Below are 14,112 nucleotides of genomic sequence, written 5' to 3'. Positions count from 1 at the left end.
ATTTGTCAGCAAATATTCAAAGATAACAAACTACAAAGCACAAGCTAGAAGTTTATCCAGGAAGGCAGGAAGCAGGAAGAAAACTGCGCTCTGTTTCCTGCCTCCTTCAACTAAAATCCCATTTTTCAAGAAATCAAGTGCCATGATTATCAGAAAATTAAGCGAAATTATCAACTCTGAACGCGATGTTGCTTGGGGCAATGGGCAAAGTCGCAGGTTTCTGCTTGCTAGAGATGGTATGGGTTATTCTCTCACAGATACGATCATAGATGCAGGTACAGAATCTCTTTTGGAATACACAAATCATCTAGAAGCTTGCTACTGCATTGAAGGGGAAGGGGAAGTCGAAGTTGATGGGATTGTCTACTCGATGGAGCCGGGTACTATGTATGCGCTCAACCAACGGGAAAAGCATTATCTGCGGGCAAAGACTCGGATGCGGCTGATTTGCGTCTTTAATCCTCCACTTCAAGGTCATGAGTCCCATAAGTTAGGAAATAAAAACAGTTCCAGTTATCAGATTCAGGAGTTGCCGGCAACTCGGTAGGATTATTCCATATGCAAGGACTAAAGTCATCTCTGATATTAGTTGTGCTGATCGTCCTTTTGTGGCTAGGGTTGAGTTCTTTAGGGTTTCCTACCTTAGCTTCACCACTGACGATTCTGCCTCAACCAGACCGTCCTTTTGGCGGCAAAATCAGTCGAACAGATCAAGATCCCCCCTGATGGGGCTGAGGGAAGTCTCATGACTCATGGTGGACGATTTGGTGGCTATGGGCTGTTTATGGAAAATGGCAAGCTAATTTACGTTTATTTTAGAGAATAGGGAGATTTAATGCAGCAGATAGCTTATAATGTTCTACTCAAAATTACTGGCATTGTGGCGATCGCGTCCATCTTTACAGCTACCCTATCCCTCCTTTCCCATCTCAATCTCGACTATTTCGTATTAGCCTACCTGTGCGGATTAGGTGTGGTAATGAGTGCAGTGTTTTTTATTTACTTCATCATTGTAAATATTCATACTGTCAGTCCGGTTAAGGTAGAGCAATTAAGTTCAGAAACGCCAGAAGTTGCCGTTATCGTTCCTATTTATAACGAAGATATTCATTTTTTAAAGGCAACAGTTGACAGCATTGTTAAGCAGGATTATCCCATAGATAAAATTAAGCTGTTCATTGCTAATGATGCTCGCAGAGATGAGATTGCAACGTTTACAACCATTTTGCAGTCTGCTTACCCAAAACTCTCCTGCTATCATGTTCTACCACCTTCTAAAGATTCTTCAGATCGGGAAGGTGAGGCAAAAGCTGGCGCACTCAATGCAGCTTGGAAGGAACTTCGTAATCTTTTTCCCGGTATAAATTACATAGAAACACGAGACTGTGATGATTGTGTAGGTGATCCACAGTTTCTGAGAAAATGTACAACCTATCTGATTAATCACCCCACTGTAGGTTTAGTGCAAACTTATAAAGAAACGCAGCTTCTAGATGAGTCAGATCCCTTTGATACGCGAGAGGTATTTTTACAATCCTATGTTCTACCGGGGAAAATATGGTTAGGAGGCGTGTTTTCACTAGGCTCAGGGACTGTCTATCGTCAGCAAGCACTTGTGGATGTAGGCGGTTTTGATGCTTGGAATATGGTCGAAGATGTAACCACTACAGTCCGTATTCTCCAAAAAGGTTGGGCTTCTCAAGCACTTGATGTGGTGGGTGTCTCGACTCAAGCACCTGTAACTGATTTGGAAAACTTCTTGAAGCAACGTTCTGTTTGGTCTCTAGATGCCTTTCGATTAGTGTTTTTTGTCGATTTGTCAGGGCTAAGTCTCAAGCAACGGTTAGCTTTTTGTACAAAAGCAATAAGTGAACTACTCTATCCCACATCAGTATTTCTCTCGAATGTGACAATCGCTATTTCTTTAATAATTGGTAACCCAATGTTTCTGAGTGTACCGCCAATTGTCTTTGTGGCGATCGCATTTATGACTCTTTTCGAGTTATTGGTCTTTAAAGGTAACATTCTTTTTGGTTGGAAACACAAAACCCTAGAATTAGCCCTTTTATTTGCTAATCTCAAAATGGTTTGGGTTGCTATTGTCAATGGCAGAAACAAAAAACCCAAGTACGTTGTGACAAGAAAGACGGCTAAACATCAATCCTATCTTCACTATTGTCGATTACATATTGCTCTCTTAATTCTATTAATCATGGGAATTGTGCGAGTTGTATCCACAGGAATAGCTCTAGAACATAGCATATTCTTGGTGGCGGCTATTTACTGGTCAATTAGATTAGTTGATGTCATGCGTTTAGCTTTGTATCAACCTCAGACCAATTGAAGATAAAGATACATAAATACAATTTAACTAGAAATCCATTTCCCCTCCTCGCTTGCGGGGAGGGGCTAGGGGTGGGGTAGAAATAATATGCACCCTCACAAATAATTTGTATTACACATAAACTATCAATATTGACGATTAACATCAATATTGGTCTAATTAAAATTAAATCAGAATTTCAATTCATAAAAATGCAACAATCTGGTGTGACTGTTTGGTTTACTGGTTTAAGTGGTGCTGGTAAAACTACTATTTGTAAATTTGTGGAGCAAAGTCTTCTCAAACAAGGTTATAAAGTTGAAGTTCTTGATGGCGATATTGTCCGCCAGAACTTAACTAAGGGTTTAGGTTTCAGTAAAGAAGATAGAGACGAAAATATCCGTCGTATAGGCTTTGTTGCCCAATTATTAACTCGCAATGATGTGATTGTTTTGGTTGCAGCCATTTCTCCTTATAGAGATGTTCGTAATGAAGTGCGGCAGAAAATTGGTAATTTCATTGAAGTCTATGTCAATGCTCCGTTAGATGTTTGTGAGGAACGAGATGTTAAGGGCTTATATCAGAAAGCTAGATCAGGACAAATCAAAAACTTTACTGGAATTGATGATCCCTACCAACCACCAACTCACGCAGAAGTTGAATGCAGAACAGGTCAAGAACACTTAAATGAGAGTGTAACCAAGGTTCTAGAGGCGATCTTTGCTAGACAAACCCATGTGTAACTCGTTGCCTCACCTTTCGTTTTTATTCCCCTATCCATACCCGTCCTATAGAAGGATAAAGAATTTACCGCATTTGTGTTAAGTAGTCACAGTAATTTCTTTGTCGGTTTTTACCCTTGCTTATTGTTTTTAGTTACTCATTTTATTCTTCTCATACTTATTCGATAGCATAATCAAACTTTAATAAGTAAGGGTAAAATTTATCTGTCAGAAATGAACTATCTTCCTTTGATAAGACTTGTCTCCATTCCCCAATCTGGCCTTTTCGGAAAAAACCACTGCTTCTGTTTGCTTCGGGACCGTGTTCAAATTCCACTTTTCTAAGATTGTTCAAAGAGCATTTATCGATGGCAATATCTATATAATTCTTCTCATATTTTATTTCTAGGAAATCAGCAATAAGGGTTAAATTCTCTGTGGGAAAGTGAACCAAGTCTTCATACCTAAAGATTTTGATTTTATCTGGGTAAGCTTCTTGATGATTAAAAGCCATACCAACATGAGTTTCCCAACTCCCATAATATTTAGGTGTTCTCAAGAAATCAGGGAGAGAACCTGCAAACCATCCATTCTTGGTCGCGTAGTGGTACAAAGATATATAAGCATCTCTGGGGTCACGAACTAAATAAATAGTTTTTGGGAATAGATAGAATAGAGGCCAATGGGTTTTCATTAATGGGCGTTTTGAAAGATGATTTAATCGCTCTTTATGTAGTTCAATTTCAGGAACATAATCATCAATATTACGAAAGGTTATCTCTAATTTCTGTTCTAATAAGTTAGCTACCAAAAACCTAACCCATGTATTACCACTCTTGGGGTATGAACACAAAAAAGTATCGTCGCTATATACTTTATTAAGTCCCAATTTTAACAAGTCATCATTCGAGTTCATAAGCAGTCAGTTATTTGAAAAAATGTGAATATTTAAGATTTTACGAAGCTTATTAGATTGCGGAATTTTGATACTAGTGGTCTGTCAATATTAATTTTGTGTGTTAACGAAGTTTGAAAGTATTGCTAACAAACGGTTATAAAATTTAATAACTCACAATTTCAAGCTTGACAGACTACTAGATTAATTGCCTGCAACTCTAGAGAACAATACGATGATCATAGTCCCATATTGTTTTCACAAATGTTGAATGTTGTAATAAAATGTTATATGTCAGAATATAATTATCCTGTTAACGTTCTACGCGAAGGAAAGCTTGTAAGATTCGGGTTGATAAGTAGGTGGGCGGAGGAAAATCAAAATATATTCCGTTTTGTAAAATGGCTGAAACTCAACCACAATAACGCATTAGGGTAAATTTACATATCATTACACATTTTAGTTATTTTACGTCCACCTACTTCCCGATACCGTTCCTGTTCAATCCTTATTTGTTTGAAGTGCTGCAATATATTACTTTTCCTAAACATAAGTTGATCATGACTCAAACAGCAATTTCTCAATCTGAGAATAGTGTCGATATTGGCTTACTGGCTCGTGATGCTGGTATTGCCTTAATTTTACAAGCGATTGGTGATGCCCTTGCCTATATGCTTCAATTTGCACTGATCTGGTGGATGGGGTCAACCGAATATGGTGTTTATAATTACGCACTCTCTTGGTCCTACTTATTAGCAATTTTTGCAGGTTTAGGTTTGCCTCATGCGGTTTTGCGCTTGGTTTCAGAATACAAGGTTCAACAAAATTGGGGGATGTTGCGGGGGATAATTCGGGGAAGTTGGCTACTGGTTTTTCTATCAGGCTGCGTGGTTTCTCTTCTAGGAAGTGTGATTGTGTTAATCATTAATCGGTATTACGAATCGGACTATACGACTCCTCTGCTCATTGGTCTGTGGATGGTGCTATTGCAGGCTTTAACTCAGCTACAGTTAGAAACTTTCAGAGCCTTGGAAGATATTACACTAGCCTTTGCACCCTCACGTATTTTATCGCCTGCCTTAATTCTGCTGGGAGGTTTTCTTCTTTTCACCAAAAACCATTCTTTGAGCAGTGTGCCAGTAATTTTGCTGTCAACACTGATCTTACTGGGAGTTGTTTTGTTGCAGCTATGGTTGTTGAGAAGAAAACTCAACCAAACTGTTGAAGCTGCCACGCCTACCTACGCTTATCGTGAGTGGTTAAAGGTTGCTCTCCCTTTATTGCTTCAATCTGCTTTCATTGTGATTTTGTTTCGTACTGACATTTTGATGATTGGTTCATTAGTAGGTGCAGAAGCGGCAGGAGTTTACTCCGCAGCTAGCAACACTGCTGTGTGGGTTGCCTTCTTTTTGCAAATTATCAATATTGTGGCAGCACCTGCATTTGCAACTCTGCACGCTCGCGGTGATCACCAGGGACTACAAGCTGTCGTATCGACTACAGCTTTGTGGGTTCTCTGGCCGTCCTTGCTCATTGCACTGCTCTTAATGGTTTTTGCCGAGCCGATTCTGGCGATGTTTGGGTCAGAATTTGTCACAGCAGACTGGGTGCTAAAAACTCTAGTGATTGGTGAAGTGATTAATGTCCTATTCGGTCCCGTCAGCTTTTTACTGGGGATGACTGGACATCAAAATAAGTCAGCAATCGTATTTGGGTGTAGTGCTTTAATTAACGTGATACTGAACCCAATTGCAATTATCCACTTTGGAATACTTGGGTCTGCAATGACAACGGTTCTTTCAATGCTAATCTGGAAAATCTGGTTAAGTATTCTGGCGATGAAGTATGTCGGAGTTAATCCGTGGGCTTTGTATGGCTTGTTTAACTCAGGAGAAAAAGAGAACCAACAAAAACCAGCATCTTAAGCCTCTTTCAAGAAATAAGTAAGTAGCCATCATGAACTGCGTACACCAGGAGGGATGAAAATCTATTTTCAAGTCAGTCGGACAAAATTAAATTCGCTTGTTGAGGGAGGGAACAGGGAATAGTATGGCTTACGCCACGCTATGCTATCGACAAGCTCAGTGCATCGCATGGAACATGGAACAGAAAAATCAGTTGTGTAATTAATTCTGTCCCATTTCTTACGAGCCGAAACCCTGATTATCCTGATGATTACGATTTTCGTTTTGTGGAGTTTTTAAGCAACCCGTAGTTAGTGAAAGCATTTTTTAAGAAGACTATTACACTTGGCTTCACACTCTTGAAACCAGATATCAGGATGATATTCTTGCCAAACATTTATTCTATCTTTTCTTGGCTTTGGCATTTCACTAGAAAATTTTAATTCAAAATTTGGAATCTCAGACACGATTCTAGATAATTCCCTCGCGGGGTCTTGAATTAATGATTCATACTCGATTACGATATCAGCAAAGTAATCAGCCCATTGATGACTCAACTGATTCAGCAGGTATATCTTTTCGTAACTGTTAAGCTCATGAATAGAAAATTGAGGAACTGACACTTCTGATAGGAGAGCGAAAAATTTCGGGGGAGATGGGGGTTAACAGAGTTTTGAAATCTTAATCATCCCAAAGCCCTTGAAACTTGGTAGATGCAAGTTCGGTATAACGCACAGTGTGCTGAATATTTTTATGCCCCAAATAACTCTGTATTGTCCGAGTGTCAGTACCTCGATTAGCTAGATAATAGCCCGTTCCATGCCGTAGCATATGGGTATGAACAGGGAAGGGTAGACAAGCCTTCTTACCAGCCTGCTCAATAATGCCGGCGATCGTATCATGTGCTAACGGACCACATCGAGAAGACTGGAAAACATAGGGACTAGGAGGATAATCCCGTTGTAACTTGCGGAGCGAGCGAATTTCATCAGCGTAAAGTGGTTGAACCGAGGGTGTCCCCTTTTTGACTCGCTTCACATAAATAATGCCACCATTCCAATCTATTTGCTCCCACCGCAAAGATGCCACCTCTGCCACTCGTAATCCATGACGGTAGATCAATAAAATTAGGGTTGAGTCTCGATGAGTGTGGCGACCCTTGGATTTTTTGATAGCTGACCGCATCGCCTCAACTTCTTCTGGTAACAAATGTTCTCTAGTCCTGACCTCGGAATATTTGCGAGAGTTAGGCGAGTGACGCTCAAGTTTTTCTATTTTACCAACTTTCGGTACTTGGACGAGTTGTTTGCTCATGACCCAAACTCCTAAAAAGCTTGGGGTGTACAAACTGATTTTACCAACTTAAACACGAAAGTTGGTAGACACCAAGACATAAAAATCAAACTAACTTTCTACATAAATTTGTGTTGAGCAAGTAAATTAAACTACATTTATACTGGGTATTTAAGCAGGATGAGGCATTAACTGATTCTGTTTGCTATCAACTCTAAATCCGGGATACCATTGCTGAAATTTACTAATCCACTCGTCATTTAAAACTTGTGTTCGGACTTGAATTAGGAGATGAGTCCCTTCTGGAGTCCAGCGCATTTGTTGTTTTTTAACGAATCGCTTGCTAATAAGTTGATTGACGGTAGATTCTACAAACGAGCTGGAAATACGCTCTCCATTACGGTAGCGTTCCCCATAATTGGGAATATACTGATCGTTATTTGAGATGTATGTTTCAAATTCCTTTAAATAGGAGCAGAGTTTTTCTGCCTCAAGGCTTGGTTCTTGATCATAATCATCTGAAGCTAATGCACTGGCACTATCAATTAAATCTTCAATTTTTGATAATCCTTTCAATACATTGCCATGCCACAAATACCACTTTAAGGAAGTCAAATCTTTTTGGATAGATTCGCTGGAAATACCAGTTTCAACATCTTCTTTATTGATACCTTTGGCAATTTGTTTCATCACAGTGATTCGCATTGTAATGTGAAACCAATCGAGTATATGTTCGGCATTAGGATTGAGATAATATTGTAGGTCGCGGATAATTTTTTCACCATCTGATAAAAATGTTACCTGTTGGTTCATTTGCATTCCTTGAGATTTTAACACCTCAAATACTCGACGTTGAGGTTTGGTATCGTAACAATAAACCATGCCAAAACATTTAGATGCGCCGTCTGCTTTGATACTCTTGCCAGCAATAACTTCAAAATTTCCGGCTTTTTTGGATTTCCTGTCGTAAGAACGAACATATCCTCCATCCATACCTACTACCAACGGTAAATCTGGTTTGGGTAGCTTCTCCCAATCTCTCTGACAACCCTCAAATAATATTCCTGCTTCTGCTGGTAATTCTGATTCCAACCGCTTACCAAGTGAGTGTAAATTGTTTCGTATAGATGTAGAGTTTATTTCTCCTTCTATTGGTAGTAATTCTTGTAATAATTTGCTGGACATTCCATAGGACATGAGAGAGGCAAATTTTGATTCTAAATAGAGTAATTCGGGTGATGTGCGTTCTTTTAGTAGGGTTGCAACTGGGTTAAAGCTACGAGTTGCTTGCTCGCTACAAGCACAGTGAAATAAGCGATGACATTGCAGTTTTAATTTACCGAACGGTGTTCTATGTGTGATTGTCCGTTTATCTTTATGCAATAATTTGTTGCCACAATGTGAGCATAACTCTTGCTGTTTTTGATATTCTGCTATCTGTTGCTCAACTATGCTGCGTTGTGTATGAAGCAATAATTCTTTGGCTTGCGCTAGGGTAAGTCCTAAATTTTCAGGTTGTAGATTACCTTTTTCAATTTCTAAAACTTCTTGAATTAATTGGGTTTCTCCTGAATCTGATTCCACAACTACTTGGATTTTAAATTTCACACTATCTCCTGCTCAAATAACATTGATTTTCTATCTCCAGTGGAGTATTGTATTAAATGTTGGTTAACTTTTTGACGGTCGAAGTGGTTTTGATAAATTGATAACCACGTTAATAGTTCACTGGCTTCTTCTCTATCCATGTCAAATTTCTTTTCCCTTAACATGGAAGCAAAACGCTCTAATACATCCCAAATAAAGAATTCTTCCCTTGCTTTCATAAAGCCCCAAGGTCCACCACAGTTTTCTGGGGGACAAACACCTTTGCCGTCTGTGCAGATTGGGTAAATTTGGTTTTGGTCTGGTGTAAGTATCGCTTCTACTCGAATTTGATGCCGCCACCAATAACGCCATGCACCCATTAATGGGCAAATACTGAAGTCATATTCGTATAAAAATTTTTCTTTTTCCCTAAATCCAAAGGATGAGAGTTTTACTTCGCAGGCGCGGTCATCAAATATTGTTCCACCTAGTTGGGTAATCCCGTACTGCTTACCGTGGATGATGAAATGGTGCAGGTGTATATTTTCCCACCCCATTGCCAGTTGAAGCGTGTAATGCAAGTCTTCTATTGTGCTGTCGCTGCTGACAAGTATGCGCCGCCATATCATGGGGCTGATGCCAAGTAGCACTATCTTTAGTTGGTAAATGAGTGGTTCAGAGGAATCAGGCATTTGTGCATCTTATCGTGTTATGTACCCCATCTCCCCCAAAATTTTTCGCTCTCTCAAATGAGCAGCCATACAGAAAGTTACGATAAGGACTTTATGAACTGCTAGTAACATCCTGATTGGCATGGATAAAACTGTACCATTTGAACGCCTCTAGTTTTTGTAGCCTGAAATCCTTATGGCTACGTTGTCAAATGCTGTATTAAATAAACTTGGGGTTAATTGGTACGTTGAGAATTACCAAAAATATTGATTGACAGAATGCTTATCCAGTATAGGTTGCAACCTTAGCGTAACTTTCTGTACGATTGCTCATTTACCCCCGGTATTAACAGAGTTTTGAATTAGAAATTTTATTGTGATCAAATCAATCACCATCATTTACTTTTGTACAATTGTATAAAAGTAGAATAGTTCAAAGATATAAAAATATAGTAGTCTAATAATAGTAAAGTATTTTCGTACTTAGATACAATCGTATTATGTCAAACACGCCAACAGTTGTCAGCTTGGGTCTAGCAGGAGGACAGGGGAAATCAACAGTAGCACTGATGCTAGGGAGATATTTAGGGAAATTAGGAATTCCCGTCTTGTTTGTCGATGCAGATCCCCAATCAAGCCTGACTAGCTTTTTGGGAGTAAAAGTAGAACCTAATACCCCAACCCTACTGGAAGTTTTGACTCAGCCAGAGGAGAAAACGAGAATTATTGATGCCATTGCCGCAGTCCCAGACGGACAAATAGGAGAACGCACCATTAGCAATGCCAACTTATTTTTGATTCCTTCCGATGATGGACTTGAGAGTGCTAATTACAAACTGGCATCCAGCGGACTGAGCTTATTTATCCTCAGAAATCGCCTGCAACCAATCATCAATAATTTTGGCGTAGCAATTGTAGACCCACCACCAGAGAGATCACACTTAGCACAAACATCCTTGGGGGCAGGGGATAAGTGGGTAATTCCCGCCGAATCTAACGTCAAGGGAGTGCAATCGCTCTTGCGGACATTAGAACTAATCAAAGAATTTAAACCAGCACTCCCCTATGGCGAACTGCTAGGCGTAGTCCCATTTCGCGCTCGCTGGACTGGACTGCATCCCACAAAAGCCACCCAATCCAGCATTGATACCATGCGGCAGTTAGTAAAAGATGAATTAATGTTGCCCCATATATTAGAGTCAGATGTCTACAAAAATGCTATCAATTATCGGGTTAGCCCTTCCGACTTAGGAAAAGCATCACTTGAGTATGCGATTCAGATTTTAGCACAACGGTTAAAACCAGCCTTGCAAGAAAAATATGCCAAATTAATCCCCACAGAAACAGCTTAATTATCCTTACTAAAAAGCACAACGTCAGAACATCAACAGGGCTTTAGTCGCTGAATTTCCCTACCACTTACCGAGAAGTTTATGAGTAATTTAAACGAGAATGTTAATAACATAAATATGTTAGAAGAAATCCGCCGCAGAGCCACTCAGCCAACAGTGCCAACAAGGCAAGATGTACTAGTACAGACCCAGCCAATTACTCCAGATCCTCAAATAGCAGAGAACTCTACCGTTAATCATCAAGGGTCAGAACTAAAACAACTAGCCGAGAAACTAGCCAGCTTCCCCGAAATTTCATCACGTATCCCTGTCAGATTAGAAGTGCCAATCAAAGAAGAAATAGACCAACTTTGCGCTCAAGAGAAAATAACCATTGAAACCTTATTAGAGGCTTTTTATATCACCTGCAAAGACAAAGATAGTGTGATGAAACAAGTCCTAAAGGAAGCCAAAAAAAGACTGAGAAATCGCAAAGAAGCAGGTAATATTCGCTCCAGCATGACTCGTTTAACTAACTTGACTAAAAAACAAAAATAGCAGGAGACTTATTGAAGCAGCATTGATATAGCAATCCTAAATGATCCGTGAGATTTAAATAAGCCTCAAATGCTTATAAAATAAGGATTTTTATCTACGTATTTTCTCATGTTTAGGGTAGGACTGCTATAATTATGTACTTTAAATTAATGTAAAAGGTATTTTACATTTTCCATTATAATTAGAGAAAATAAAGTCAACAACTTTGACATCTGACCAGACACCGCCCTTGAGCCTAACAGAGATAGCGAAGCGCTCCGTAGGAATCGCTCTTGATAACCTGCCATGAAAGAAATTATTGCAGCCAACCTGCTCCGCTACCGTAAAAGTCTAGGCTTGTCTCAAGAGCAACTTGCAGAACAAGCCTCTGTAACTCGCCAGAGCATCAACAACTACGAAAACGCCAAAACCTTACCAGACAGCAAAATCCTCTCGTCTCTAGCTCGTACTTTGGGCGTGACACTTGATGACCTGCTACGTCCCCCCAGCGAAGGACTGCCCAACTTCCGCTTCCGCGCCCATGCCTCCTTTGACAAAAACCCCCAGTTTGCAGCCCAAGTATTAAGAATGCTGCCAACTTATAACGCCCTAGAACAAGCCGTTGGCTTACCGACCTACACCCCAGAAAGTACACCTTGCCACCAAGTAGAAGGCAACGAAAAGCGCATTCAGGCAATAGCAGCTTTATTTCGTCATCGCCTGGGCTTGGGAGATGCCCCCATTGCCAACCTGTTTCAATCTGTAGAAGAAATCGGCTTAAAAGTTCTACGTCAACCCATTCCCATCAAAGGTTTCTTTGGTCTGAGTGCTTGCAGTGATATTGAAGGTGCATTTGTCTTAGTCAACACCCATAACATCACCATTGAACGTCAATTGTTTACCCTCGCCCATGAAATTGGACACCTCATCTTTCACCGCGTAGAGTACCAAGACACCCTGATTGAAGAAGGAACCTCATCTGAAGAAAAAGCCCGCGAACAGGTAGCTGATTACTTTGCCAGTCATCTACTGGTTCCCCAAGCTGAATTTGAACGGATGTATGCACTTACCCAAGATATTGTCAAACTCAAACGACATTTTCGGGTGAGTTACCTAGTCATCTTGAATCGTTTAGCAGCAATGGGAATCATTGACTTGGCCAAAGAGAAAGCCAAAATTTGTGCAATTTATAAAAAGCAACATGATGGTGCATCTTTACAAAATTCAATGGAATTACCCCCAGCCCTAGCAGCAGCAGAATATCCAGAAAATGAACGTTATGAATTTCTAATTTGGCAGTGCTTAAAATTGGACAAGATTTCCGCAATCAAAGCCGCAGAACTGCTCAATTTAACTGTAGAAAAATTGTGGGTGCGTCATCAAGAGAATGAAGTTTATGCAGTTGCTTAATGGCACAATTCTTGACGCAACAGCACAGCACTGATTGATTTTTGCTGGCTGAACGAGTGGAGATGGCTACAACAGCACAATAGAGCGCATCCCTCACAGTAACGTAGCAAAGAGAAGCGGTAGCGATCACTTACCCGCTGTCGGCAGATCGCTTTGGGAAACTCTTAGTATTTTTGTACTATCTATATGTGATATCAAATTCGATATCACACCTGGCAAATACAGATATAGCATTGTCAAAGGACACCTGACAACTTCCGCAAAGAGTATTTAGTTATTTCGGGAATGTTTTCACCTATTGTTTTATGATAGACGTTATTGGAAAGGTACATTATCACGAACGAACCAGTGAGGAAAAATGGCTAATAAACCACAGGTGGGAGAAATTATCGTTCCTCAGTTAGAAGCGTGTTTGGATGCCAAGATATCCCGGTATTTTGACGCGCAGTTAGACCAAGATCCAGATGTGTTGGCACAGTTGTTGGCAGATAAGCGCAATCCCAATACCAAACGGGCGTATGAGAAGGATATTCGGGATTTTTTTACGAAGATGACGGGGTTGTTGCCATCTACTGATAGTGTGCTGGAGTTTCTGCACTTGCAGCGGGAGCAAGCAGTGATGGTGGTGTTGAAATATAAGGCGATGTTGATTAAATCTGGGGTGCGGGAGGCGACGATTAATCGGCGGTTGGCGGCGATTAAGTCCTTGGCGAAGATGGGGCGGAAGTTGGGGGTGTGCAACTATTCCCTGGAAGATGTGGAGGGGGAAAAGGTGAAGGCGTATCGGGATACGCGGGGTGTTGATAGCAAGACGATAGCCAAGGTGATTCAGCAATTTGATAGAGAAACGTTAATTGGTAAGCGCAATTATGCAATTTTTATGGTGCTTTGGGGTTTAGCTTTGCGTCGCCAGGAAATATGTCAGTTAAATGTGGGTGATTTTGATTTTTATGGTCGCAAGTTGCGGATTTTAGGCAAGGGTCAGGGAACGAATGAAGAGTATTTGGATATGTCTAAGGATGTGGGCATTGCCATTGCCCAGTGGTTGATAGCGCGGGGGGATGTGCAGGAGAATTTACCGATTTTTACGGCGTTGGATTTTCATAATTCTGGGCATAGATTGACGGCGGATGGGATCTATAAAATTGTGTCGGCGAGTTTTAAGGCGGTGGGGGTGAAGAAACCTATGTCACCCCATAGGGTCAGGCATTCGGCGATTACGGCGGCGCTTGATGCGACTGATGGGAATATTAGAAAGGTGCAGAAGTTGAGCCGTCATGCTGACCCGAGAACGTTGATGATTTATGATGATAATAGGAATAAAGATTTATGGGAAATGTCGGAATTGTTGACAGGAATGTTAAATAATCAGGAGTGATGATTATTTAAAGTGCCAAGAATTACAGGTTATTTAATCGCACCGACCACCAATAAAAATC

At 40.4% G+C, this 14,112-nt stretch carries 14 protein-coding genes; 9 read left to right on the top strand and 5 right to left on the bottom strand.

The window, feature by feature from the left end; translation table 11 throughout:
• Nucleotides 1-142 precede the first annotated feature (142 nt).
• The 4 genes from FJR05_RS03585 to cysC all read left to right on the top strand — a co-directional run bounded on the left by FJR05_RS03585 (nucleotide 143) and on the right by cysC (nucleotide 3,066).
• Nucleotides 143-547 carry an ectoine synthase gene (locus FJR05_RS03585; RefSeq protein WP_168642846.1) on the top strand — a complete coding sequence of 135 codons (405 nt, stop codon included), beginning with the start codon at nucleotides 143-145 and terminating at the stop codon, nucleotides 545-547.
• Nucleotides 548-591: 44 nt separating this feature from the next.
• The gene (locus FJR05_RS27545; protein WP_256376168.1) at nucleotides 592-726 is read left to right on the top strand and encodes a hypothetical protein; all 135 of its coding nucleotides are present in this window, start codon (nucleotides 592-594) and stop codon (nucleotides 724-726) included.
• A gap of 109 nt (nucleotides 727-835) precedes the next feature.
• Entirely contained in the window at nucleotides 836-2,344 is a 1,509-nt protein-coding gene (locus FJR05_RS03580; RefSeq protein ID WP_168642845.1) for a glycosyltransferase, read from the top strand.
• A gap of 191 nt (nucleotides 2,345-2,535) precedes the next feature.
• Complete coding sequence (gene cysC / locus FJR05_RS03575) at nucleotides 2,536-3,066, top strand: adenylyl-sulfate kinase (protein WP_168642844.1); 531 nt, start codon at nucleotides 2,536-2,538, stop codon at nucleotides 3,064-3,066.
• 157 nt (nucleotides 3,067-3,223) lie between these two features.
• Here cysC and FJR05_RS03570 read toward each other — a convergent pair whose 3' ends face one another.
• On the bottom strand, nucleotides 3,224-3,961 hold the full coding sequence (locus tag FJR05_RS03570; protein WP_168642843.1) for a sulfotransferase domain-containing protein: 738 nt from the start codon (nucleotides 3,959-3,961) through the stop codon (nucleotides 3,224-3,226).
• Nucleotides 3,962-4,500: 539 nt separating this feature from the next.
• Here FJR05_RS03570 and FJR05_RS03565 point away from each other — a divergent pair.
• Nucleotides 4,501-5,865, top strand: a complete 1,365-nt coding sequence (locus tag FJR05_RS03565) for a flippase (RefSeq protein ID WP_168642842.1) — start codon at nucleotides 4,501-4,503, stop codon at nucleotides 5,863-5,865.
• Between the two features lie 290 nt (nucleotides 5,866-6,155).
• Here FJR05_RS03565 and FJR05_RS03560 read toward each other — a convergent pair whose 3' ends face one another.
• From FJR05_RS03560 to FJR05_RS03545, 4 genes are all read right to left on the bottom strand, one after another.
• A complete protein-coding gene (locus FJR05_RS03560) occupies nucleotides 6,156-6,467 on the bottom strand; it encodes a hypothetical protein (protein ID WP_168642841.1) in 312 nt (103 codons plus the stop codon).
• Between the two features lie 58 nt (nucleotides 6,468-6,525).
• The gene (locus FJR05_RS03555) at nucleotides 6,526-7,158 is read right to left on the bottom strand and encodes a tyrosine-type recombinase/integrase (RefSeq protein WP_168642840.1); all 633 of its coding nucleotides are present in this window, start codon (nucleotides 7,156-7,158) and stop codon (nucleotides 6,526-6,528) included.
• Between the two features lie 150 nt (nucleotides 7,159-7,308).
• Nucleotides 7,309-8,745 (bottom strand): ISKra4 family transposase, encoded by a 1,437-nt coding sequence (locus FJR05_RS03550; protein WP_168642839.1) that lies wholly within the window; start codon nucleotides 8,743-8,745, stop codon nucleotides 7,309-7,311.
• Nucleotides 8,742-9,416: a plasmid pRiA4b ORF-3 family protein gene (locus tag FJR05_RS03545; RefSeq protein ID WP_168642838.1), complete on the bottom strand. Its 675-nt coding sequence runs from the start codon at nucleotides 9,414-9,416 to the stop codon at nucleotides 8,742-8,744. The genes FJR05_RS03550 and FJR05_RS03545 overlap by 4 nt, the downstream gene beginning before the upstream one ends.
• A gap of 479 nt (nucleotides 9,417-9,895) precedes the next feature.
• On the opposite strand from FJR05_RS03545, the gene FJR05_RS03540 reads away from it, so the two are divergent.
• The 4 genes from FJR05_RS03540 to FJR05_RS03525 all read left to right on the top strand — a co-directional run bounded on the left by FJR05_RS03540 (nucleotide 9,896) and on the right by FJR05_RS03525 (nucleotide 14,051).
• Nucleotides 9,896-10,747: a ParA family protein gene (locus tag FJR05_RS03540; protein WP_168642837.1), complete on the top strand. Its 852-nt coding sequence runs from the start codon at nucleotides 9,896-9,898 to the stop codon at nucleotides 10,745-10,747.
• A gap of 81 nt (nucleotides 10,748-10,828) precedes the next feature.
• Complete coding sequence (locus tag FJR05_RS03535; protein WP_168642836.1) at nucleotides 10,829-11,284, top strand: hypothetical protein; 456 nt, start codon at nucleotides 10,829-10,831, stop codon at nucleotides 11,282-11,284.
• Between the two features lie 285 nt (nucleotides 11,285-11,569).
• A complete protein-coding gene (locus FJR05_RS03530) occupies nucleotides 11,570-12,673 on the top strand; it encodes an XRE family transcriptional regulator (RefSeq protein WP_168642835.1) in 1,104 nt (367 codons plus the stop codon).
• Between the two features lie 358 nt (nucleotides 12,674-13,031).
• On the top strand, nucleotides 13,032-14,051 hold the full coding sequence (locus FJR05_RS03525) for a tyrosine-type recombinase/integrase (RefSeq protein ID WP_168642834.1): 1,020 nt from the start codon (nucleotides 13,032-13,034) through the stop codon (nucleotides 14,049-14,051).
• Nucleotides 14,052-14,112: the final 61 nt, after the last annotated feature.

It is taken from the genome of Dolichospermum sp. UHCC 0259 (assembly GCF_009711935.1).
Lineage (GTDB): Bacteria > Cyanobacteriota > Cyanobacteriia > Cyanobacteriales > Nostocaceae > Dolichospermum.
This window is presented reverse-complemented; position numbering and strand designations above follow the sequence as displayed.

Bases quoted from the DNA above. Each gene is read 5' to 3' on its own strand.
- FJR05_RS03545 (WP_168642838.1), bottom strand. From the start codon at position 9,416: ATGCCTGATTCCTCTGAACCACTCATTTACCAACTAAAGATAGTGCTA.
- cysC (WP_168642844.1), top strand. From the start codon at position 2,536: ATGCAACAATCTGGTGTGACTGTTTGGTTTACTGGTTTAAGTGGTGCT.
- FJR05_RS03585 (WP_168642846.1), top strand. From the start codon at position 143: ATGATTATCAGAAAATTAAGCGAAATTATCAACTCTGAACGCGATGTT.
- FJR05_RS03530 (WP_168642835.1), top strand. From the start codon at position 11,570: ATGAAAGAAATTATTGCAGCCAACCTGCTCCGCTACCGTAAAAGTCTA.
- FJR05_RS03525 (WP_168642834.1), top strand. From the start codon at position 13,032: ATGGCTAATAAACCACAGGTGGGAGAAATTATCGTTCCTCAGTTAGAA.
- FJR05_RS03535 (WP_168642836.1), top strand. From the start codon at position 10,829: ATGAGTAATTTAAACGAGAATGTTAATAACATAAATATGTTAGAAGAA.
- FJR05_RS03570 (WP_168642843.1), bottom strand. From the start codon at position 3,961: ATGAACTCGAATGATGACTTGTTAAAATTGGGACTTAATAAAGTATAT.
- FJR05_RS03555 (WP_168642840.1), bottom strand. From the start codon at position 7,158: ATGAGCAAACAACTCGTCCAAGTACCGAAAGTTGGTAAAATAGAAAAA.
- FJR05_RS03565 (WP_168642842.1), top strand. From the start codon at position 4,501: ATGACTCAAACAGCAATTTCTCAATCTGAGAATAGTGTCGATATTGGC.
- FJR05_RS03540 (WP_168642837.1), top strand. From the start codon at position 9,896: ATGTCAAACACGCCAACAGTTGTCAGCTTGGGTCTAGCAGGAGGACAG.
- FJR05_RS03580 (WP_168642845.1), top strand. From the start codon at position 836: ATGCAGCAGATAGCTTATAATGTTCTACTCAAAATTACTGGCATTGTG.